The sequence below is a fragment of the Prosthecobacter dejongeii genome, from assembly GCF_014203045.1.
In the GTDB taxonomy this organism is placed as follows: Bacteria; Verrucomicrobiota; Verrucomicrobiia; order Verrucomicrobiales; family Verrucomicrobiaceae; genus Prosthecobacter; species Prosthecobacter dejongeii.
This window is the reverse complement of record NZ_JACHIF010000007.1, coordinates 182315-203996: the sequence shown is the minus strand read 5'-3', so window position 1 is coordinate 203996 and position 21682 is coordinate 182315. Positions and strand designations below refer to the sequence as shown.

General features: G+C 52.9%; 16 protein-coding genes. 7 read left to right on the top strand and 9 right to left on the bottom strand.

The genetic code is table 11. From position 1 onward, the window contains the following. Positions 1-34: 34 nt before the first annotated feature. Positions 35-2995 carry a PVC-type heme-binding CxxCH protein gene (locus HNQ64_RS16585; protein ID WP_184210627.1) on the bottom strand — a complete coding sequence of 987 codons (2961 nt, stop codon included), beginning with the start codon at positions 2993-2995 and terminating at the stop codon, positions 35-37. Between the two features lie 147 nt (positions 2996-3142). Beyond that, entirely contained in the window at positions 3143-4570 is a 1428-nt protein-coding gene (locus HNQ64_RS16580; protein ID WP_184210625.1) for an N-acetylmuramoyl-L-alanine amidase family protein, read from the bottom strand. A 151-nt stretch (positions 4571-4721) separates the two neighbouring features. On the opposite strand from HNQ64_RS16580, the gene HNQ64_RS16575 reads away from it, so the two are divergent. After that, a complete protein-coding gene (locus HNQ64_RS16575; protein ID WP_246431079.1) occupies positions 4722-7472 on the top strand; it encodes a DUF6797 domain-containing protein in 2751 nt (916 codons plus the stop codon). A gap of 56 nt (positions 7473-7528) precedes the next feature. Here HNQ64_RS16575 and HNQ64_RS16570 read toward each other — a convergent pair whose 3' ends face one another. Further along, complete coding sequence (locus HNQ64_RS16570; protein WP_184210621.1) at positions 7529-8362, bottom strand: GNAT family N-acetyltransferase; 834 nt, start codon at positions 8360-8362, stop codon at positions 7529-7531. A 403-nt stretch (positions 8363-8765) separates the two neighbouring features. Here HNQ64_RS16570 and HNQ64_RS16565 point away from each other — a divergent pair, with 403 nt between their 5' ends. Both HNQ64_RS16565 and HNQ64_RS16560 read left to right on the top strand, forming a co-directional pair. After that, positions 8766-10163 carry a DUF1501 domain-containing protein gene (locus tag HNQ64_RS16565; RefSeq protein ID WP_184210619.1) on the top strand — a complete coding sequence of 466 codons (1398 nt, stop codon included), beginning with the start codon at positions 8766-8768 and terminating at the stop codon, positions 10161-10163. 100 nt (positions 10164-10263) lie between these two features. Next, positions 10264-11652 carry an NAD(+)/NADH kinase gene (locus tag HNQ64_RS16560; protein WP_184210617.1) on the top strand — a complete coding sequence of 463 codons (1389 nt, stop codon included), beginning with the start codon at positions 10264-10266 and terminating at the stop codon, positions 11650-11652. Between the two features lie 18 nt (positions 11653-11670). On the opposite strand, the gene HNQ64_RS16555 is transcribed toward HNQ64_RS16560, so the two are convergent. From HNQ64_RS16555 to HNQ64_RS16545, 3 genes are read right to left on the bottom strand one after another with little or no spacing between them, the layout of a single operon-like run. After that, on the bottom strand, positions 11671-11829 hold the full coding sequence (locus HNQ64_RS16555; protein ID WP_184210615.1) for a DUF5989 family protein: 159 nt from the start codon (positions 11827-11829) through the stop codon (positions 11671-11673). A 40-nt stretch (positions 11830-11869) separates the two neighbouring features. Next, positions 11870-12304 carry an SxtJ family membrane protein gene (locus tag HNQ64_RS16550; protein WP_184210613.1) on the bottom strand — a complete coding sequence of 145 codons (435 nt, stop codon included), beginning with the start codon at positions 12302-12304 and terminating at the stop codon, positions 11870-11872. A gap of 1 nt (position 12305) precedes the next feature. Beyond that, positions 12306-14129 carry a carbamoyltransferase family protein gene (locus HNQ64_RS16545; protein ID WP_184210611.1) on the bottom strand — a complete coding sequence of 608 codons (1824 nt, stop codon included), beginning with the start codon at positions 14127-14129 and terminating at the stop codon, positions 12306-12308. A gap of 186 nt (positions 14130-14315) precedes the next feature. On the opposite strand from HNQ64_RS16545, the gene HNQ64_RS16540 reads away from it, so the two are divergent. The 3 genes from HNQ64_RS16540 to HNQ64_RS16530 are packed head-to-tail and all read left to right on the top strand — an operon-like array spanning position 14316 to position 17178. Beyond that, complete coding sequence (locus HNQ64_RS16540) at positions 14316-16058, top strand: putative ABC transporter permease subunit (RefSeq protein ID WP_184210609.1); 1743 nt, start codon at positions 14316-14318, stop codon at positions 16056-16058. Between the two features lie 34 nt (positions 16059-16092). Then, positions 16093-16794, top strand: coding sequence for a hypothetical protein (locus HNQ64_RS16535; RefSeq protein WP_184210607.1), 702 nt, complete (start codon positions 16093-16095; stop codon positions 16792-16794). A gap of 12 nt (positions 16795-16806) precedes the next feature. Further along, positions 16807-17178, top strand: a complete 372-nt coding sequence (locus HNQ64_RS16530) for a hypothetical protein (protein WP_184210606.1) — start codon at positions 16807-16809, stop codon at positions 17176-17178. Positions 17179-17186: 8 nt separating this feature from the next. On the opposite strand, the gene HNQ64_RS16525 is transcribed toward HNQ64_RS16530, so the two are convergent. Beyond that, entirely contained in the window at positions 17187-18113 is a 927-nt protein-coding gene (locus HNQ64_RS16525; protein ID WP_184210604.1) for a substrate-binding domain-containing protein, read from the bottom strand. Positions 18114-18209: 96 nt separating this feature from the next. Continuing rightward, positions 18210-19340, bottom strand: coding sequence for an LptF/LptG family permease (locus HNQ64_RS16520; RefSeq protein WP_184210602.1), 1131 nt, complete (start codon positions 19338-19340; stop codon positions 18210-18212). Between the two features lie 158 nt (positions 19341-19498). Between HNQ64_RS16520 and HNQ64_RS16515 the strand changes: the two genes are divergently transcribed. Then, positions 19499-20920, top strand: coding sequence for a sulfatase (locus tag HNQ64_RS16515; protein WP_184210600.1), 1422 nt, complete (start codon positions 19499-19501; stop codon positions 20918-20920). Here HNQ64_RS16515 and HNQ64_RS16510 read toward each other — a convergent pair. After that, positions 20917-21672, bottom strand: a complete 756-nt coding sequence (locus HNQ64_RS16510) for a hypothetical protein (RefSeq protein WP_184210597.1) — start codon at positions 21670-21672, stop codon at positions 20917-20919. The genes HNQ64_RS16515 and HNQ64_RS16510 overlap by 4 nt on opposite strands. Positions 21673-21682: the final 10 nt, after the last annotated feature.

Below are 21682 nucleotides of genomic sequence, written 5' to 3'. Positions count from 1 at the left end.
ATCCCCAAGGCAGCTTCAGGATGCCCTCCATAATTCACTTCAAACTCCGCAGATAAGCGACTAAATCCAACAGCTCTTGCTCAGGCATGGTCGCATCCAGCCCCATGGGCATAAGACTTGTCATGAGCGTCGTGTCTGAAAGGATGTGATCATGTGCCACTGTCTTCTCCTGACCTGCCACATCCATGAGTAAAAGCCCCTCAGCCGTATGGCTTCGAATCACGCCCAAGGTGCTTTGGCCATCGCGAGTTTCGATAACATGCGCCTCATAATCCCTCGCCAAAGTGTTGCTCGGGAAAAGGATGCTTTCCAGCAAGTCTCTCTCGGTACGAATGGCACCGATTTTGGATAGATCGGGCCCTAGCGCCCGACCAACAGCACCAACCCTATGACAAGCTATGCAGGTCCCTTTGCCTAACTCAAAGTGTTTCTTCCCCTCCTGAATCCGGCCTTCTTGAATGACTCGATCCGCTAGCGCACCCAACTGACGTTTTTTGCTCTCCATCGCAGCAGTCGCCTTCTCATAAGCGGGATGAAGAAGAGTTTCAAAAATCTCGGGAGCGTGATCACTAAATGCAGTCCGGTAAACACTTTCCTGCTGGCTGCCTATCGCAGGATTTGCAGCTAGGTGCAGAGCTAATTTTCGTCCCGTTTCTGGGTCCTTGGTTTTTCGTGCTAGGGTCAACATGGACTTAAGTTCCACCGGCCCCACTGAAGCCAGTAGCGGAGCAACCGATAATACTTGCTCCTTCGTCATTGGAACGGAGGAAATCATATTTGCGGCTTGAATGCGAGCAGCAGGGGAGGCCGTTGCGTCCGTCAAAACATGAGTGATCATCTCAAAAAGTTCTGCCGTGAGCTTCACATTCCGCACCGCATCCAGAGCTTTAAGTCGGATAGACAGCGGGAAATGGGTATTGGCCGCTAAATCCTGCAAGACACCATCAAAGTGGGCAGACTTCAGTTTCTTGATGGCATCCAGCAGCAGAGGTGTTGGCGTTTTAACGAGCTGACTTTTCAAGGGTTCAATCCAAGACTCATGGATAATCCCCAAGGTCTGCCCAGCCAAAATACGGAGAGCGCATTGCTTGAAGGCATCATGGTTGGAAACCAGCATCTGAGTCAAGAGCTCTTGGGCCTGGATCTGACTAAGCAAGGCTGGAAGAAAAACCTCGACCTGCGAGGCTAAAGTCTGCCGTTTTTTAGCATTCAATTCATCGAGTGATCTTTGATCCAGTTTCGTAGGATCCGTCACAGCAATTTGCTCTGACAACTCGCCAATGACGGCACGCACCAGTTCAGGATCACGTGCAGCTATACCCATGGCAGTCTTAAACAAAGCTGCATCGGGATAGATGGAACTTTGGATGATAAGTTTATGAAAAGCCTGATCTTTGACGCCACAGAGATCAGCCACTTTTAAGACCCGTGCGAGATATTCGGGAGCGGCGAAATTTTCCTCTTTTGTTGCCAGTCTTGATTGGTTTTCTGGACTCAAAGGAGCCACTGAGATTTTTAGCGCCGCATCACGTCGTAGCACTGCCTGATGTAGAAAATTACGGGCATCTGATTCCAAACGCAGAGCGCGTGAACTCGCCAAAATGGCTGCATGCTCCGAAGCGGCATCTGATACACTGGCCAACACAGATATCAGAAGTTCATGAGGAATATCTGGGCTGTCTAAATGAGCCACCTTTTCCAAAGCACGTCTCCGCGTTTGTAGATTGGTCGATTGAAGGCCTAACAACAAAGAATCAGAATCCACAGCCTGCGCTGGGCTTTCAGGAAGTTTCTTCCAAGTTTTGGGACCTCGGATTCGATAAACACTGCCCATCATATCGGGCTTCGCCATCAGAGAAGATGGACAACCGATACGAAACCAACCGCCAGTATTCAACACCAGCAAAGAGCCATCTTGATCTTCAATGACATCGGTCAAGTGAACATCCGGATTTTTGATTTTCAGAAACTCATTCTCCGTGGCTTTGAAAGTGGCTCCACTCGCTGTCAACTCCATGCGAACGAGGCGTTGGGTATTAAAATGCGTCACGTACAAATGGAGCTTGTCATCCTTCGAATGCTCACTTCCCCACCCACCAAAGGCACAGCCACTGACCGCCACATGACCAAAATTATGGATGACTGGCATGACATCCATCGTGCGTGGTAGCCCGGCAATCGCCTGCATCTGGTCTGCCCTCTCATACACGCCGCCATACAGCCAGTGCATGAGGGTGTCTCCACGTGGGTTGCTGTAGTAAAGATTGCAGGTGCCTAAAATATCCCCCTCAGCGGTAAAAGCGAGTCCTGTAGGATTGTCAGCGCAGCCCAGAGAGTGCCATTGCAAATCCGTGCCGTCTGGCAGGCATGACCAGACCCCACTGGCTTTGCCCTCATGCACCACTTTGCCATCCTTTCCGGCAGCGACATGCCCCTTGCGTCCGTGGCACCAGTAAAGTCGACCATTGGGGTGCAACTTGGGGCCATGAACATCTGCCGCATTTCCTGTGTAGTCAAAACCGCTGACAATCATCTCTCGTTCCTCAGCCACCCCGTCCTTATCTTTATCTGTAAGCTTCCACAGTCCCGGCGGGCTGCAAACATACAGGCTGCCATCCAGCCAAGCCGCTCCTTGGGGAAAAGTCATCTTATCTGCAAAGACGGTGCTTTGATCGTAAACACCATCTTGATCGGTATCATCGAGAACCAAGATTCGGTTAGGTGGATTTTTCTCCAATTGGGCCTTATTCCAGTTAACACCCACAGCATCACCAATAAATAATCTTCCCTGATCATCCACACAGCCCATGATGGGGTGCGTCACCAACGGAGACGCTGCGGCCACTTCAAGTTCGTAGCGGTCCGGCAAAGTATGTGGTGGGGCCTCCGGCAGTTTTCCTGCACGAATAATCACCGTCTCTCGTTTGCCTTCAGCCGGAATTTGATCACTAGAATCGGGAGGTAAATCAGCCGCCCGCAGAGGCTTGGCAGCCATTGAGCAAAAAAGCAGGACAGCGAGAGTTTCCTTGATCAGCATGTATGATACCACGCATCGAAAGGAGGATTCCTGTCATCACTGCCCTCACCTGCTCACAAGCGCATCACTTTTAGCGATTTTTGGCATCGTTTGCCAAAGTGGATATTACCGGGTTCGTGTCATCGCACCGCGAAGGGCTGTGCGGTAATTCACCACTGCATCAGCGATCGCACTTGTCACGGATTGACGATAAGTGTCAGAGGCGATCAAACGACACTCATTGCCATTTGTCACAAAGCCCCCCTCAAAAAGAATACCCGGGCGCTTGCACCCTGTCAGCACGCTCCATTGCGCGCGTTTAATACCCCGGTCCACAAACTTGAATTTGCTAATCACCATCGCATGCACGGCTGTGGCCAGGGCGATATTCGCAGAATCATGTGAATTTCCAGTCAGCCCACTCGCATTGTAACCACCGCCACGCTCTAAACTGGCCGAGCTTCCTTGGGGTGTCAGGGCAAAAGTCTCGATCCCACTGGCCACGCTGTTGGGCCCCGAATTAAAATGAAGGCTAAGGAAGATGCTATTAGGCGTCGAATTGGCCACAGCCACCCGCCCGCTCAACGTGATGAATGTATCTGTGCTGCGAGTCATCACCACTTTAAAACCACGTCTCGTCAGCTCCCGTTTTAGAACTTCGGCCATCTTTAGGGCAAAGTCCTTCTCATACCCATAGATGCCACGTGCCCCGGCATCATGGCCGCCATGGCCGGCATCCACAACGACCGTATCAAAAGGTTCACCATCCGTGATGTAGGTGGGGCGCAGGACGGGATCGATTAATTTGCAGAGGTCAATTCGAGAAAAAAGAGCACGACCGCTCGACTCCTGAACAGGATAACTGAGGATGAATTTGATGTTATTGATCAACAACTCCTGACTGCCAATCGTGCCTTTCAGAATCAGATTATTAGAGCGAAACCAAACATGCTTGCCCTCGACCTTGTAGGAACTGAAGCGGTAGAATTGATGCATGCTCTCTCCCGTAATGTAGTCCCGGCCGTTGATCTTGACGATCTGCCAGCCTGCATTAGAAGGGAGCTTCGTTGCCACATCGGGGCGAACGGGAGCGGTCGGCTTGACCTCCTCCGGCTTATCATCATCTTTAGCATGACCAAATTCGCCATCGCCATCGCTGTCCTTACCAGCCATGGCTTTTTCAGTGTCCGCAGGTTTGGTCGCGGGCACTTCTGTCTTTTTAACGACGGCTGGCGCTGGAGTTGATTTTTTAGCAGGAGCCGGGTTCGTTTTTTTGGCCGATGTTGCTGAGGATTTCGAGCTGCTACCCGACTTAGGTTTGATCGTTGTGACTTTAGGCTTAGGCCCTGGGGAGGTGGGTTTCGGCTTTTCTTCCACCAACGGTGCAGGTGGAGGAGGCGGAGCTTCCTCCTTCTTTTTCCCAAAACTGAGCACTCGACCAATAAAGCCAGGTTTGTCCTCTTCAGGAGTATTTACATCAGCCTGAGCTGCTACAAAAGCGAGGGTCGTCAGCGCCAAAGTGAGAGTGCGGACGGTTCGGAGTGGGGCAAGCATAACAAATCTCATGGAAAGCGAACAGCGTGGAAAACGCGGCTGAGCCGCCAAACAAGTCATCCAGATTAGGCAATTTCAGGCATTTGGCAAACCAGATGTCACCAAGGAATGCGTTCTTGACTCATCCACGTTGACAGAGATGGGGTTTTTCATGTGTTCTTACACGATGCGTTTCACCCTCCTCGCGTGTTTTTTTGTCACCCTTGTCCCTGCCTTTGCTCAACAAAAGGCCAAAAAAGCCGCATCTGCTCCAAAAGCTGCGACAGTCCCTGCCGACACGCCCTGGGGAGAATTCGTGGAAAAAGATTTTCCCTTCTTCAGCAGCGTCCTCGATTGCCGTGAGCTGGGCGCCAGTTTTCCTAAGGATAATTTAACTCCACGCGGATTGATTTTCAATCTTGGTCATAATCTCTGGGCCTGTTTCGATACGGACCTCCTCCGTGTTTCATGTGTTTGGGAAGGCGAACCCGGGAAGCCCCCCATCACTCCTGAAGCCTTAGCCCCCGGTTCCTACCATATCGCCGGGCAAAAAACCAAGGATGGCCAAGAATACCTGCCCAAACCTGTGGGCAAGGTGTGGCTGACCAATGGCATCTACCCGGGCTGGCAGATCGGCAACCAGCCCACGTTCACCGATCCACGTGAACCAGGACCAAGTCCTGAAGAAGTAGGCCGTGGTGCTCTGCCTGCCGTCAGCGCCCGATTTAAATCTCTCCGCATGGAGAGCTTACAGCACCTCGAAATCCGCGCCACTTTGGGCGAAATGGAACTCATCGGTCACATCATGCTGGACGTGACGGAAAAAACTCTCGCACAGAATTGGGAAATCCCACCGCACGCTCAGCCACTTACCTTTCAGATAGGACAGCTTCCGCCATTGGAAAACCTCAGTTTCAGTCCAGAAAAAGTAGAGGCTTTTACTCTGGGGGCCAACAAAACCAAAGACAGTTATTTCGGCATTCATTGTTATTCCAACAGCAGTATCCAAATTCAGCACGACGAATCTAATCACGTCTGGGTCATCTTACTTCCAACCACCGAACCTAGCACTTTAGATACTATCCTCACCGTCACTCTGCCCATAGCAACGAAGGAGCCCGCAATCGCCAACCAGAAAGCTGGCCGACCTCATTGGCCTGAAACCATCGCTACTCAGGCCCTTTTGTCCAAATCTCCCGACGCCTACGTCATTGACGATATTCCCCTGCCCGTCCCCAATCCCTGGAAGCGCAATGTCCGCCTCGCTGACATCGCCTTCCTCAATGACAAGGGCGATGCCGCAGCCGTGACCTTTGACGGTGATGTGTGGCTCATCTCAGGACTCAAAGGCGATTTGGAAAAAGTTACCTGGAAACGTTTTGCCTCCGGCCTGCATGAGCCCATGAGCATCGTCTTTCGCAACAAAGAACTCTTTGTTTTCGACCGAAGCGGCATCTGGAAATTAGCTGATTCCAACGGTGATCATGAAGCCGACCAGTATGAAATGTTCTGCAATCTTTTTTCGCAAACAGCCGAAACACGCGAATTCCCTAACTCCATGAAACTTGGGCCTGACGGTGCCTTCTACATTTCCAAAGGTGGCCAGGAAGGCACCACTTTTGGCAAGCACAACGGCACCGTCATCAAGGTCGCCCCCGATGGCAAATCCTTTGAAGTCATCGGCCACGGCTTGCGCCAGCCCTTTATCGGCGTAAACCCCAAAACGGGCCTCGTCACCGCCAGCGATCAGCAGGGCAACTACGTACCCTCCACCCCCATCCAGATCATTCGGGATAACCAATTTTACGGTCACCTACCCACCATCGCTCCCAAGGAAGCTTATCCAGCTCCTATTGCCGAGCCGCTGGTCTGGCTGCCGCATCCGGTGAATCCCAGTGGAACCACCCAGACCTGGCTCATCGGTGCCAAAATGGGCCCCTTGAATGACGAACTGATTCACGTCGGCTACAACCGCCCAGAACTCTTCCGCGTGCTGATGAATGACCGCTTCAAGCGTCCCCAGGCCACTGTCATGAGCTTTGAGCGCGAGTTCGACTTTGGCCCTTTGAATGCCATCGTGAATCCAGCCGATGGCCAGCTTTATGTTGTCGGTTTCCAGGTGTGGGGCACCACGGCTAAGAAGCTCAGCGGCCTCGTCCGGGTCCGCTACACGGACAAACCCCGCGTGCTTCTCAAAGAAGTCACCCCCATGGATCAAGGCCTGCTGCTGCGTTTCAATGCCCCCATGAATGAGAAATTGGCCACTGATCCAGCAAGTTACAGCGCCGAACGTTGGAATTACAAGCGCACCTTTGACTATGGCTCCCCGCACCTCAAACTGGATGGTAGCACTGGCCAGGAATGGATGACCGCCAGCAGCGCCTATCTCAGCCAAGATGGCATGAGCATCTTCGTGGGAATTCCTGACATGAAAGCAGGAGTCCACCAGATGCGCATCGGCTGGGGCCTGGAAAGTACCGATGGGCTCAAGGCTGCCAACACCGCCTACTTTAGCCCATGGGACTTGGCAAAATTTGATCCCAAAAAAGAAGGTTTTGGAGACATTTCCGTGGATCTCTCCCCGCGAAAAACCGAATCGGTCGCCATGACCAAGCCTACCGTGGAAGAAGGAGCCAAGCTTTATCAGATGATCGGCTGCATGGCCTGTCACAGCATTGATGGCAGTACCGTCGGCAAAGTCGGGCCAAGCTGGAAAGGTATCTACGGAACGGAACGCATTCTCGGCAAAGGCGGCAAAACCGCGATAGCGGACGAGGCCTACCTCCGTGAATCCATCACTAACCCCAGTGCCAAAGTGGTGAAAGGGTTTGAAAAATTTGATACCGGCATGCCCATCTATGCGGGCATCCTCAATGAGTCTCAGATCGAAAGTTTGGTGATGTACATCAAAACGCTCAAGTAGCAGCGCTCATCACTACGGTCCCAGGTGTGATTTTAGGCACCTGGGAATTGCAGAGTTTATAAAAGTGATTTCTCCATGCGGAAATCGTCCATCACATAGCCATTTCCAATATCACTGCACACATCTTCGAGGAACTTAAAACCTGCCCGCTGATAAGCACGGATGGCCGGAGCATTGTGCTTATTCACACGCAATTGTAGGCGATAGCAGCCCAGTTCTCGCGCCCGTTCTTCCGTCCACGCTAATGCCGCAGCACCAACGCCCTGTCCATGCATCTCAGGCTGCACATAGAGCTTATTGATAAACAATACATTTTCCGGATAACGCTCAAAAGATAAATAACCTACAGCGCCAAGGGCCTCGGCCTCAACGAGGGCAAACCAGGCACCTCGCGTATGCATCTCTCTCGCCATCGCATCAGGTTGATACCAGACACTCAGCATGTAATCAATCTGCCCCTCACTGAGGATGCCAGGATAGCATTTGCGCCAGATTTCATGTCCAAGACGCTGAATGACAGGCAACTCACTTTCACCAATGCGCCTGACCCGAACTGGCATTGCCATTCGCCTTTCACGGCCTAACTGTTGATGAGTCCAATCCAATGCCGCCAGCCAACGTGAAAGATCATCCGCTGGAGAAAGACGGATAAGGTTCGCCACAATCTCTCCATGCGTAGGCTCTATTACGCCCTCCTCTCGGATCTGCTCCAGATCGGCAGGGAAATCTCCTTCAGGCAGGATCTCTTTGGCCAAATACCAACAAGCCCAGGCTCGCCAAGTGCGCAGTTCTTTGTTAGGCTCCACCATCCGCGTGGCTAGGTGCTGCCAGTGACGGCGTGGATTGCCAATGAATTGTCCTAGCGGCCGATGGAGGAGCAGCCACGACATGGCTTGATAGGGTAGCGGCCACTTGTGCAAGATCGCTTCGTGACCTGGCATCGGGGAGGAAAGAGCTCGATTTAGGAGCAAAATGCATTTTGCCGGGAAGCCGATTCGCCACAGACTCTGCGCATAAAGAAGGCAAGTCTCATAAAACGCTGGTCCCCGATCTTTGCCAAAGGCATTGATCTCCTCCGCCCGATAAACTCGATGAATCTGCGGGAGCAGGGGGTGGGGTTCGTTGATAAAAGGGAGCGGCATCTAGGAAAGGAAGCAGGGACGGCATGGGTGTGCAAGTGCCGCAATGGCCAAGGCACCGCTTCGATTTTTTCCTCGTCTAGGCATGGATAGCCGTGTCAGAATAACTGGGATATAACACATCTTTTGTTCGGCTAATCTCACCTTGTCATCCATGGACACATTGCCCTTCTCTCGCCGTCAGATGTTGCAGGCCACCTCTTCAGGGATTGGCTGGCTGGCTTTTGCAGCCCTAGCACAAGGAGGCAGCCAAAGTCGGCTGCCAGTGCCACATTTCCCGGCACGAGCCAAACGGGTGATCTTTCTAACGATGCGTGGAGGACCATCCCACGTGGATCTGTTTGATCACAAGCCTGAACTTATGCGCCACAGCGGCCAGGCTGCCAGCCTGGGAAAAGCCGCCCATGGTGCTAGGCTACTGGGGCCCATTCATCCTCTTCATCAGCACGGTCAATCGGGACTGTGGATCTCCAGCCAATATCCACAGTTGGCCAGCCATGCAGATGATCTCTGCATCATCAATTCGATGCACACCGATCTGCCAAATCATGCACAGGCCTTTGGCCAAATGCATACAGGTAGCTTTCAGTTTGTGCGACCTTCACTGGGAGCTTGGACTCTGTATGGTTTGGGTAGTGAAAACGAAAACCTACCCGGCTGCATCACCCTAAATCCACCAGCCGATAACGGAGGTTCCCAAAACTACGGCAGTGCCTTCTTACCGCCCATCTGCCAAGGAACGAAAATGGGTGGAAGCCAGTTGCCAGAGCTCTATGCAGCTTTACTCAAGAAAGACGAGACCCCTGGACCAGCGATGAAAAACATCGCCAATTCTCAAGTTTCACCACAACTACAGCGTGCACAGTTAGACCTGATTCGCGGCCTCAATCAGCACAAACTAGAACACGAAATACACCACCCAGAAATCGAAGGAGCCATTCAATCCTTTGAACTGGCCTTTCGCATGCAAAGCGAAGTTCCTGAAGTGTTGGACATTAGCCGTGAACCGGAATCCACACGCAAGCTCTACGGCATTGGGAAAGGCAAGGACCAGTTTGCCCGCCAATGCCTATTAGCTCGTCGTCTCGCCGAAGCAGGAGTGCGCTTCATCGAGATTGCCTCGCCCACCCATTGGGATCACCACAACCTTCTCAAGGATAACCTTGCAAAAAGTTGCACTGCTACGGATCGCCCCATCGCTGCTTTACTAACGGATCTCAAAGCCCGTGGCATGCTCAAAGACACCCTCGTTGTCTGGGCTGGTGAGTTTGGCCGCACACCGTATGCACAGGGAACCGATGGGCGTGACCACAATCATCAAGGTTATTCCATTTGGATGGCTGGTGGTGGGGTTAAAGGAGGGCATACCTATGGAGCCACAGATGAGATCGGCTATAAAGCCGTGCAGAATCCCATGCATATTCATGATTGGCATGCTACTATACTGCATCTCTTAGGGCTTGATCACTCTCGCCTCACCTACCGCTATGGTGGCCGCGACTTTCGCCTAACCAACGTTTCTGGAAAAGTAGCTGAAGGTGTCGTGAGCTAAGAACATCACGGGCCCACCCGCCAGTGAGGAAGAATCTAGCATTTTACACTCGCCAGGCACTCCGCACTTGCCCTCTGGCCACTCCGCGCCACCGTGTGCTATGCCCCAGCGCATTGCCCTCTTTGGAGGCAGCTTCAATCCCCCTGGCCTGCATCACCGCGTCATCGCTCAGCGATTGGCGCGGGAGTTTGATCAGGTGCGTATCATTCCGTGTGGCCCTCGGCCTGACAAACCCGTAACGGGTTCCATCCCGGCCGTTTATCGCGCCGCCCTTGCAGATCTGACTTTTGGTGATCTGCCAGGTGTTATCGTGGATTTGTTCGATCTTGAACAAGCTACTTTTACCCGCAATCACGCACTGCAAACTCGTTTTGAAAACGAAGGTGAAATTTGGCATGTCGTGGGTGGAGATCTCGTTTCTGGCGGTGCGACAGGCAAGTCATTGATCCAGCGTACTTGGGCAGAGGGCGAGTACCTTTGGAATCACGCTCACTTTGCGGTTCTCACTCGCCCAGGTTACAGCCTCAACAAAGCCGATCTTCCCCCTCAATCCATCGTCTTCGAAATCGAAGAACATGGTTCAAGCACGCTGATTCGTGATCATCTCAGCCACGGGCAGCCCGTCCTTGGGCTCCTCAATGCACGTGCCCAAGCTTACATTGAACGTTACGGTCTGTATCGTGCCCCCAATCCAGGCAACTGGGCCCGTCAAAGTCTCAATGGCAAGACTTACTCTATCGAAGCCGATCCCCACAATACCAAGGCCCAGCAATGGCTTGCAGAGATCGGCCCAGGAACAAATGATAAGCCTGATTTCATCACCGTGCTCGGCGGCGACGGGGCCATGCTGCGCTGCATTCGTGAAAATTGGCGTGAACGCCGCCCATTTTTTGGAATCAATGCAGGCCACCTCGGCTTCTTGATGAATGCGCCAGAACAAGTCCTCGGCTGCCCATTTCCGCCTTCCGATGTCATTCTGCGCCAGATGCCTATGCTCTATATTGAAGTGGAGGACAAGGCGGGCACGATTCACAAATCGTACGGCTTTAACGATGCCTGGCTGGAGCGAGCTACCAGTCAAAGTGCTTGGCTACAAATCATCGTTAATGGGGTCGAGCGTATTCCAAAACTCGTCAGTGATGGTGCCCTCGTCGCCACTGCGGCAGGCTCCACCGCCTATGCCCGGAGCATGGGGGCCAGCCCCTTGCTAGCAGATACCCCCGCGTGGTTGCTGGTCGGGTCCAATGTCATGGAACCGGCCCACTGGCGTAGCGCGCTTCTTTCCGTAGATACCACGGTTGAGATTCGTAGCCTTAGCCCCGACCACCGTCCGGTTGAAGCTTTTGTGGATGGACTTAGCCTGGGGGAAATCGTTACCTTTCGTGCACGCCTCAGCCGTGCTGCCAGTGCAGAAATCGCCTTCTGTGCCAGCCACGACATGGCCGATAAAATCGCCGCCATTCAGTTCCACAAAGACAGCGCAGCATGAAGGGGGCTTGGCTTCGGGCTAAAAGAGGCTGTAAATAAAGGGGGCAATCGCACTGCCTTTCGCAAAGACCAGAACCGTACCCAACAGCAAAAGCATCAAGACCAAAGGCATCAACCACCACTTGCCGGACTGAACCAGGAACGACAGAAATTGGCGAATGATTTGGGTGCGTTTCATGCAGAGCGAAAGTCTCTAGCTTTAGAGCATATTAGCTCGGTTAAAATAACTTTTCGTGATGCCTTCTCTCACGGGGTTTCCGCTTCACCCATAGGCTATCCTTTTCAGCACCTGAACGCATCTGCATAAAAGATAAGTTAAATACCCTCCCCGCCACATGAGTCGGGATCACCACCAAGACAAAGAGCAGGATCAAGATCACTCGCGACATGACCCACCCCAAACAAAGCGATATAAACATCCAGCTCAGATGAAGCTCCTTGAGCAATCTTGGGAGGATCAGCCCCGTCAAGGCAAATGCAACCGCAGTACTGCCTAAGCCCAGTGTCCAGAGAGTTATCTGGCCGTGTTTCCAAAAAGAGATTCCCGCCAGAACTACCAATGCCGCCGCCATGACCCAACCAAAAGCACGCCAAGCGCGTGGCGACTGCTCCACTTCGCGTAGTTCTTGAAGAATGATGTTTTGTCTAACCATGTCAGTCAGGCTGGAATTGCTCCCTCCAGTTTTCCTTTTCTGCCCAAGCGGGTTGCTCTTCCTTGAGCAGTAACCAAGGGCCGATAACCAAGACGTCCATATCGGTCCGCATAAAACAGGTGTAAGCCTGGGCAGGAGACTCTACCATCGGTTCCCCACGTAGATTGAAGGAAGTATTCACCACCATCGGACATCCCGTCAATTCATCGAAACGCTGGATCAACTCATGAAACGCAGGATGCGTTTCAGCATCCACACTCTGGACGCGGGCAGAGCCATCCACATGCGTCACGGCGGCGATTGTAGAGCGAGGTAAACGCAGCTTATGCAAGCCGGACAGGGCCACCTCATCGGCCTCACAGACTAACAAACGATGCTTTTTTGCCACTGGAGCCACTAGCAGCATGTAGGGACTCGGGCGATCCAGGTCAAACCACTCCGCCTCACGCCCGGATAAAATGGCCGGCGCGAAAGGACGAAAGCCCTCACGAAACTTGATCTTTACGTTCAGCCTGCGCTGCATATCTGCCACACGTGGATCACCCAAAATGGAACGCGCTCCTAGCGCACGTGGACCGAATTCCATCCGTCCCTGAAACCAGCCAACGACCTTCCCTTCTGCGATCAATTTAGCAGTCTTCGTCGCCATTTCAGACATGGAAGCGCAGCAGCTCATCTTAGCCCCCAGAGGGATTAAAGCTTGCCTCACTTCCTCAGGCCCATACTCACTGCCTAGGTAGCTTCCGCGCTGCCAGTTTCCTGTGGTTTTAAAAGCCCGGGGTTGATCCAGGAAGTGATGCTGAATCGCCAGCGCTGCACCTAAAGCCCCCCCTGCATCCCCAGAGGCCGGTTGGATGTATAGATCATTAAAGATCCCCTCTCTCAAAAGTCGGCCATTGGCCACGCAGTTCAATGCCACGCCCCCGGCTAAGCAGAGGTACTTTTCTCCCGTTTCCTGGCGCACATGACGGGCCATGCGAAGTACGATCTCCTCCGTCACCACCTGAATGGATCTGGCAATATCCATTTCACGCTGGGTCAAAGCCGACTCTGGCTGGCGTGGGGGGCCGCCTAACAACGAATTCATCTTGGAACTCGTCATTTTCAGCCCTGCCGCATAGTCGAAGTACTCCAGATTCATGGCAAAGGAGCCATCCGCCTTCAGCGAAATGACATGATCTAGGATCGTCTGCACAAACCGTGGCTCACCGTATGGGGCCAAACCCATCAGCTTATACTCGCCCGAATTCACTTTAAAGCCTGTGAAGTAAGTGAAGGCCGAATAGAGCAATCCTAACGAGTGCGGAAAGCGCATTTCATGAAGGATCTCCACCTGATTTCCACGGCCCACACCGTATGAAGCCGTCGCCCATTCTCCCACGCCATCCAGAGTAAGTATGGCAGCACGTTCAAAGGGAGAAGGGAAAAAGGCTGATGCTGCATGCGACTCATGATGCTCTGCAAACAGCACGCGCCCGTCCCAGCCCAATTCGTCCGCAATAACCTGCGGTAGCCAAAGTTTTTGACTCAACCAACTCGGCATCGCCATCATGAAGCTTTTCAACCCCTTCGGGGCAAAGGCGAGGTGAGTTTCCAGAATGCGCTCAAACTTCAAAAAGGGCTTCTCGTAGTAGGCTACATGATCCACCTGCTGCATGGTGACACCCGCCTGTTTCAGACAAAAATCCACGGCGTGACGAGGGAACTTCTCATCATGTTTTTTCCGGCTGAAACGCTCCTCCTGCGCGGCGGCTACGACCTCGCCATCTTCAATCAGGCAGGCGGCGGAGTCATGGAAGTAGGCTGAAAGGCCAAGGATACGCATGGGGTCCTTTAGCTCTGCCTCAGCATCCGTGCTCCGGCAAGGACGAAGAAACACCCTGCAGACCAAGAAAGAAGATAGATCACCCTTTTGTGCCGGATGGACAAACATCGCCGGAAATATTATAAATAATGCAGCAACCTCACGCCCAACCTGTCAACATAGCTTGGCAACTGCCGCGTCTCCCCCATGTCATCTGCCTCCGCCACGCTCTTGCTGGCCCGCGTCCACGGGCAGATGCTCCGGCATCGCGTGCAGCATGGGCTTTCCGAAAACCGGCTACTGGTTCTCACGATCGGCTGTTTTCTGGCGCTTTACTGCGTGGCTGCTTACGTATTGGTTTCTCGCGGGCTAGAATTCATCAGCCGCATGCCACTTTTCGGCCCCCTGTTGTTGGAGCGGCTCATCTACATCTTGTTCTTTTTCTTTTTTGTCATGCTGGTGATCTCGAACGCCACCATCACAGGCATGGGTCTATTCCGAAGAAAAGACATGGATTGGCAAGTAGCCTTGCCCTTGCCTTATCGCAGTTTAGTTCTGTGGAAAACACTGGAAGGCATGGCACTGGCCAGTTGGGGATTATTGGTACTTAGCGCTCCCATTTTGGTCGCCTTGGGCCGTATCTACGATGCCGGCCCATCCTTTTACATCCTGGGAGCCCCTGCCCTACTTTGCCTCGTTACCATTGCGGCCAATCTCTCTTCCTGGATTCTTCTCATCCTCGTGCGCCATGCTCGCCCCTGGTGGTGGAAGCCCATCGCAGCCTTGGGGATCTACATCGTCCTGACCACCATCTACAGTTTTTTTTCCAAAGCAGATTTGGAATCCATCAATGGTAATGACATCGTCTCTAGCCTGCATGGGGTGCTGCAACATACGGAAATCTGCATGCATCCTCTGCTACCTAGCTCATGGGTCGCAGAGGTCATTTTTGCTTCAGGTCGTGGTCTATATCCTCAGGCTACTTTTTTCAGTTTTGCCTTGCTTGCCAATGCCCTCTTCGCGCTCACTCTCACCGCCAAATTAGGCAGTCACCTTTTTTACCCAGCCTGGCACCGTGTCATGTCTGCCGTTCCCATGACGCGAGCACAAGCTGCTGAAGAGGCCTGGTTTAAACAACCAGAAAAACTAAGGGAACGCAGTGTAATCGCGCGGGTTTGGGGTCTAAAACGGGCCGAGCATGCAGCCATCCTCAAAGACATCCGCACCTTTTTACGCGAACCCACTCAGTGGGGGCAGAGCCTCCTCATCTTCGGTCTGCTGCTCATGTATACGTCCAATCTGCGGCGGCTGGGGTATGACCTCCAAAGTCCCTTTTGGATCATCGTCATCAGTCATTTAAATCTCCTCGTCTGCTGCCTCGCGCTCTCCACCCTGACCACACGCTTCATCTTTCCCCAGTTTAGTATGGAGGGGCAGCGCCTCTGGATTTTGGGTCTTTCCCCCTTGTCTTTACAAAGAGTGCTAAGCCTCAAACTCCGGCTCAGTGCAGGCATCATGGGCTTGCTGACCACCCTTCTCGTTTTTACTTCCAGCCTCTCTCTCTCACTTCCCTGGCAACGTACGGTGTTCTTCTGTGCAGCGGTTTTGATGATGAGTTATGCACTGAATGCCTTAGCCCTGTCTCTAGGAGCTCTTTTACCTAACTTTCGTGAGCCAAATCCCGCTCGCATCATTTCGGGATTTGGCGGTACACTCTGCCTCATCAGCAGTTTTTTATACATTCTCTTCAGTGCCACCGCTCTAGCCCTTCCAGAAGCGCTCCGTTGGAAAGCCCAGGCAGCAGGGCTTCCCATGTCTCCCCGCATGATCCTCATCCAGGATCTCTCCGGTTTGGGGGCCGTCCTCTTCCTATCGCTCGTTTTTGGGGCCATTCCTTACTGGATGGCGAAAAAGCGCACGAAAAGTCTAGATTATTTAAAAAAGCTGTAATATTACTGTCACTGAAATAAAATTCATGACAGCCATGGCCCGCCGCTCTCCCGCTCTCGCTTCGGTCCCCACATCAGAGGATAACAATATCCTCCGCTTCGATGAGGCCCCAGAATTCACCATCGGCCACGCCGAAGAATCTCCCATGGAGGACATGGACCAGCAAGTCCGTGAAGCCCAGCACCGCCTCACCAAGCTGCGCGCTGAGCAGGAAGAGCTGGAACACCAACGTAAAATTCTAGAAAACCTCAAGCAAAAGCAGGAGCGTTTCATCGCGGGTCGCAAAGACATCACCGAAAAGCTGGAACGCAGCCTGCGCGCCATTACTGAAGACCTTGAAGATGCCCGCCGTCGTGTGGAGGACATGTCTTCCACTCAGCAGGACTTCCGTGATCGTCTGGATGAACTCAAACTCTTCTTGCCTGAGCGTTGGCACCGCAGCCAGCTCGATCAAGAACTGGACAAAGCCATTTCAGCGCTGATTGAGGCTGAAACGAGCTTTGAAAAAGGCATCCGTCGTGTCACTTCCCATCGCCCCGTAGAGACTTCACCTCTGCATTTAAATTCAGAACGTGAAGACGAGGACGAAGGGGAATACAGCGCCAGTGGCCGCTTGGCCAATGCGCTCTCCGGTGCTGATGATCTCGGCACATGGGTGCGTCGAGGTTTCGCCTTCACCTTACCATTGATGGCCACGATCTTGATTGCCGTGATCTTGATCAAGCTCATGTTTTAAATGTCTTCCGCTATGAACAAACGCGTCGCCACACGTCGTCCGAGAACGGTTCAGGCTTTGGCTCAGGAAGCTAAGCCCGCGAAGCTGAAGCAGATGAAATCTCGCTCACTCGCCCTCCAGGAAGAAATTCATTCTCTGGAGTGTGCCATCGTGGCGGCTCCTCACACCCTGCGTCGGCGTCGCATAGCCTCGAAAGACGTCTTGCCAGCCCCAGAAGCGATGTTTTCCAAAAAAGCCCTGCGTTCCCCGCAGCGTGTTCCCTTGCACCAGCTTCGTGCGGCTAAACGTCGTCGTATGGCCCTCATGCTAGAATTTGGGGTGGTGGTCACATCCCTCGTTGCAGCTGTCGGCTGGATGAATCAGTGGTTCCACTGGTGGGAGTGAAATACACCTCAAAACTCCGGGTATTTGGGCCATCCATTCCAGCGGATGTCGTCCACATCCTTGGGCAAAATGGAACGCATGGGCATTTCGTATCGCGGCTGAGGTTTAAACTCAGCTGTTTCAGCTCGCTTTTTTAAAATCACCCAGGCGAAATCCACCAGAAGTGACTGATAAACCGTCGCGTCAATTTCACCGTCGCCGACCAAGGTCAGGCCCCCTTCACGGCCACGAAAAGCATCCGTGCCGATGATCATCACATCCTCTCGGCGATCTTGAAGCGCCGATGCAGCCCCCAAGGCCATCAGGTCATTGTGAGCGTAAACAATGTCGAAACTTTGCTGCAAACGCAACGCATCTTGGGTGCGTTCGCGCCCTCCGGCAATGCTCCATAAACCTGGTGCGTCATGCACCAGAATGATGCCAGGCACAGCTTTTAGTGCGGCTTCAAAACCTTCGTGTCGTTGCTGACAGACGCCATTTTCATCATCCCCTCGGATCTCGATCACTCGCCCGGAGACCTCCGTTTGCCCAGCGGCACTAGCTTTTGCCGTTAAAGCATTGATGACCAATTCACCCGCCAGTTGCCCCACTTTTTTCTGGTCGGCCACTAACGCGGACGTGCAGCCCAAAGACACACTGGTTTCCCCAAGCCCGATCACCCAAACCCCTCGCGCCAGCGCTGCCTTCACTTCGGTTTCGAGGAGCTCGGCGTTCAGTGGATCCAAGATGATTGCATAAGGCTGACTCGCCACAGCATCTCGAAACTGCTGGAGCTGAGTGTTTGGGCTGACTCCTGCATCCAAAGTTTGCAGTTGATAAAAGGGCTCATTAGCCATCAAGCGTGCCAAGAGATTGCGCTGCCCTGTTTCAAAGGCACGATCGCCATGCGCCGAGAGGAAGACCACTTTGCGAGGTTCCTCCAGCTGTGTTTGCACAGGCCCTTTTGGGTCGCACCCAACCAAGAAGGCTGCACTCAAAGCCCCTAGAGACAACCCCACAAAAAGACGGTTTTTCATACAAACAAGCAAGAGCTAGCGACGGCTCAAACGGTAAAAAAGCCATCCCCCAATGCCCATAAAAAGAACATTCGGTGCCCACATGATGAGGTGTGGCATGGCCGCAGGTTTACTATTCAAGGTGTCTGCGAGGATGATGAAGACCAGGTAGAGTGTCGCGGTGATGAGACTGAGGGCAAAGCCTGTGGACGTTTCTCGGCGTTGCGCCGTAACACCCAGCGGAATGCCGACCAAGGCAAACGTTACGCAGGCAAGAGAAAAACTGTACCTTTTGCTCAGCTCTGTCAGAGACTTGCTATGTTCTTTCTCATCCATTTTTTTGCCCGTCACCCCATCCATCCAGCTACGCACTTCCCCCCATAGGATGCTGGTGGACTTCATGCTAGCATTCACTTTGACGGTATCCTCTTTGAGCCGCGAGAGTGGAAAAAGCATGGCCATCTTGCCTGCATTGACGAACTCAATCTTATCCACCTTTTTATCTTCGGTGTAGGTGATGTTTTCGATCTCTGCTCCTTCCAGTTGCATGATGAAATCCAGCACTCCAGGCTGCATCTGTAGGGTGGCTTGTTGAGCATGGATCACACGCTGAGGCAGCCGTCCTTCCACTTCGACAATTTCCAAATCCTTCAACACATTCCCGTCCCGTTTTCCTGTATGGATGCGGAAACCTGGCACTTTATCCAGAACACGGCCTTCCTGGAAAAGAGCGGCAGGATTATCCAAGGCCACTTCAAAGAACATCCGCTTGATACGATCCTTCGCCATGGGCGAGACGCTGACGTTCACCCAGTAACAAACGCTGGATAGCCCAAAGGCTAAAACAAACACGGCGGCACAGATCCGAGACATGGACCAGCCGGTCATCCGTAGCGAAACCAATTCATTGTCCGCTGAGAGCCGTCCAAACACGAGCAAGATGCCCGTCAGAAAGGCCCACGGAATAGTAAAAATCAGCGAGAACGGAATGATGAGGGCGACGAACTCCAAGACAAAGCCTAGGGGCAGTTGTGTATCCCCCAGGAGTTCGTCAAGCTTCTTGTAAACGTTACCCAGCACCATCACGCCACTGAGCAGCAGGACGCCCATCAGCGTCGCTGAGAGAACCTGCTTACCCAGATAACGGTCAAATATTCGCACCACCATGTATGACTCAGACTAGGCTGGGTTTTAAAGCTGGCAAGGCTGGCGTTTGAAACGTGGTGTTTAGCCTCCTCAGATGTGTCGTTCCCGGTTAAAATTCAGGTTTTGCTCATACAGATCGTTGCAATCTTTGCGTCTTATTCATCGTTCCTGCCACAACCATGCTGCTTAGATTTCTTTTCACACTGGCGATTGCCTTTTCACTCACGAGTCAGGCGCAAGATCGCCCCCCCAACATCATCTTCATTTTGATTGATGACATGGGCTGGACGGATCTAGGCTGCTACGGCAGCAAATACTACGAGACGCCTCACCTAGACCAGTTGGCCAAGGATGGTATGCGTTTTACCCAAGCCTATTCCGCGTGTACAGTCTGCTCTCCCACCCGGGCGGCCATCCTTACCGGCAAGTCCCCTGCCCGTCTGCATGTTACAGACTGGATCGCCGGACATAATCGCCCCAATGCTCGCCTCAGCATTCCCGAATGGACCAAACATCTGCCTGAGGACGAAGAAACCCTGGCTGAGCGCTTAAAAACACGAGGTTACGCCACCGCAAGCATCGGCAAATGGCATCTAGGCGGCACCGACCACTACCCCGAAAAACATGGGTTTGACGTTAATATCGGCGGCACCGATGCAGGTTCTCCGCCCAGTTATTTCTCTCCTTACAAGATCGCCACTTTGCCGGACGGGCCCCAAGGCGAATTTTTGACTGACCGCCTCACCACCGAAGCCATTGGGTTTATTGAAAAGCATAAAGACCAGCCGTTTTTCATTTATTTACCCCATTACGCTGTTCATACACCGATCATGGGCAAGCCCGACGTCGTGGCCAAGTATCAGGCCAAAAAAGCCGACGGCGGTCACAGCAATCCCGTTTATGCAGCCCTGGTGGAAAGCGTGGACGATGGTGTGGGTCGCATGCGGGAAACATTAAAGAAACTCGACCTGAGCGAGAACACTCTTTTTGTCTTCACTAGTGACAATGGAGGGCTGAGCCACATGGTCGGGGCCCAGGGGTGGAAACCAGGGCCTACGGACAACAGTCCTTCCCGCTTAGGCAAAGGAGGCCCCTACGATGGCGGGGTACACATCCCACTCATCATTGCATGGCCGGGCACCATCGAACCTGGAACCATCAATGATTCTCCTGTGATCAGCTATGACCACGTCCCCACCCTTCTTGAGGCGACTGGTACGCCGTTGAAAGAAGGCCAAGTGGTGGATGGTGAATCATTGATGCCGCTACTCACTCAGAAGGACATTCTTAAACGGGAGGCCATTTACTGGCACTACCCGCATTATCATCCTGGCAGCGCCACACCTTACAGCGCCATCCGCGCCGGCGACTGGAAGCTCATCGAATTCTTCGAAGACCAGCACGTCGAGCTCTATAACCTCCGTCGCGATGTCGGCGAGGCTGACAATGTGGCCGCTGCAGAACCAGACATCGCGCAGAAGATGCAAAAACAACTCAGCGATTGGCGCACTCAGGTGGGAGCCCAACTCCCCGTCGCGAACGAGAAATATGATCCCGAACGCGCTTGGGAATCCGACCGCAAAAAGAAGCGCGTCAACTAACGACGCCCCAATAGTCCTGCTTTAACTTGCTTCGTCATTTTCATGGCCCAGTCCATACTCTTCTTATTTTCGAAAGGAGTATTCACACTCACGAAGACCACCGTGCCAGAGACTTTGACAAAAGCTAAGCAGACCACATTTGACTTTAGCTTCACTCCCTCTCCAGGATTACCAATGGTGTGAGAGGCCAACATCGCATAGCAGAAGCTGGATTCGTCCTCATCGAAGAAGCCGAGCATTTCAGGCGTGTTGATCCTGCGCTTCTTCGGGTTGACCTCTAGATAAGAGACCGCTTCGTTGATGGCTTTTTCTCTGCCTTCCACCGTCTCGTCTTTTGTGCGAGTTTTCGTTGCCTCCGCCTCAGCAGCAAACCCGTTGCGGAGTTTATGAAATTCCTTGGCCAGCAATTTCCCGGAAACCTTTGCGTTGCGCTGAATAAAAATTTTCTGTTTCATCTGCGGTATCTGGCCCGCCCGGGCAAGGCTCACATCCATGTCTGGTGCCAGCACGACAAGCACCTCTGCGCCTGAAGCACCAGCTACTTTCTGGAATCCTTCATCGAGTTCGTCCAAAATTCCATCCAACCGTCCATACCCAGGAATGGCAGGGAGAGTCAGAGGAATCCCATCTACGGTGAATTTGATCGCCGAGTGGTTTCCCCCTTTTGGCGTTTCAGCACCGGCAGCATCTAAAGACACCATGAGACCAAGCAGGAAAAAAGAAGCTTTTAGGCAGATGAAAGAGCAACGCATAAAAAATGGC

What these genes read in the sequence shown, in the direction of transcription:
- HNQ64_RS16515 (WP_184210600.1), top strand. Translation starts at nt 19,499, where the DNA reads ATGCTGCTTAGATTTCTTTTCACACTGGCGATTGCCTTTTCACTCACG.
- HNQ64_RS16555 (WP_184210615.1), bottom strand. Translation starts at nt 11,829, where the DNA reads ATGAAACGCACCCAAATCATTCGCCAATTTCTGTCGTTCCTGGTTCAG.
- HNQ64_RS16550 (WP_184210613.1), bottom strand. Translation starts at nt 12,304, where the DNA reads ATGGTTAGACAAAACATCATTCTTCAAGAACTACGCGAAGTGGAGCAG.
- HNQ64_RS16535 (WP_184210607.1), top strand. Translation starts at nt 16,093, where the DNA reads ATGGCCCGCCGCTCTCCCGCTCTCGCTTCGGTCCCCACATCAGAGGAT.
- HNQ64_RS16545 (WP_184210611.1), bottom strand. Translation starts at nt 14,129, where the DNA reads ATGCGTATCCTTGGCCTTTCAGCCTACTTCCATGACTCCGCCGCCTGC.
- HNQ64_RS16510 (WP_184210597.1), bottom strand. Translation starts at nt 21,672, where the DNA reads ATGCGTTGCTCTTTCATCTGCCTAAAAGCTTCTTTTTTCCTGCTTGGT.
- HNQ64_RS16575 (WP_246431079.1), top strand. Translation starts at nt 4,722, where the DNA reads ATGTGTTCTTACACGATGCGTTTCACCCTCCTCGCGTGTTTTTTTGTC.
- HNQ64_RS16580 (WP_184210625.1), bottom strand. Translation starts at nt 4,570, where the DNA reads ATGCTTGCCCCACTCCGAACCGTCCGCACTCTCACTTTGGCGCTGACG.
- HNQ64_RS16585 (WP_184210627.1), bottom strand. Translation starts at nt 2,995, where the DNA reads ATGGCTGCCAAGCCTCTGCGGGCGGCTGATTTACCTCCCGATTCTAGT.
- HNQ64_RS16520 (WP_184210602.1), bottom strand. Translation starts at nt 19,340, where the DNA reads ATGGTGGTGCGAATATTTGACCGTTATCTGGGTAAGCAGGTTCTCTCA.
- HNQ64_RS16530 (WP_184210606.1), top strand. Translation starts at nt 16,807, where the DNA reads ATGAACAAACGCGTCGCCACACGTCGTCCGAGAACGGTTCAGGCTTTG.
- HNQ64_RS16540 (WP_184210609.1), top strand. Translation starts at nt 14,316, where the DNA reads ATGTCATCTGCCTCCGCCACGCTCTTGCTGGCCCGCGTCCACGGGCAG.
- HNQ64_RS16560 (WP_184210617.1), top strand. Translation starts at nt 10,264, where the DNA reads ATGCCCCAGCGCATTGCCCTCTTTGGAGGCAGCTTCAATCCCCCTGGC.
- HNQ64_RS16565 (WP_184210619.1), top strand. Translation starts at nt 8,766, where the DNA reads ATGGACACATTGCCCTTCTCTCGCCGTCAGATGTTGCAGGCCACCTCT.
- HNQ64_RS16570 (WP_184210621.1), bottom strand. Translation starts at nt 8,362, where the DNA reads ATGTCGTGGCTGCTCCTCCATCGGCCGCTAGGACAATTCATTGGCAAT.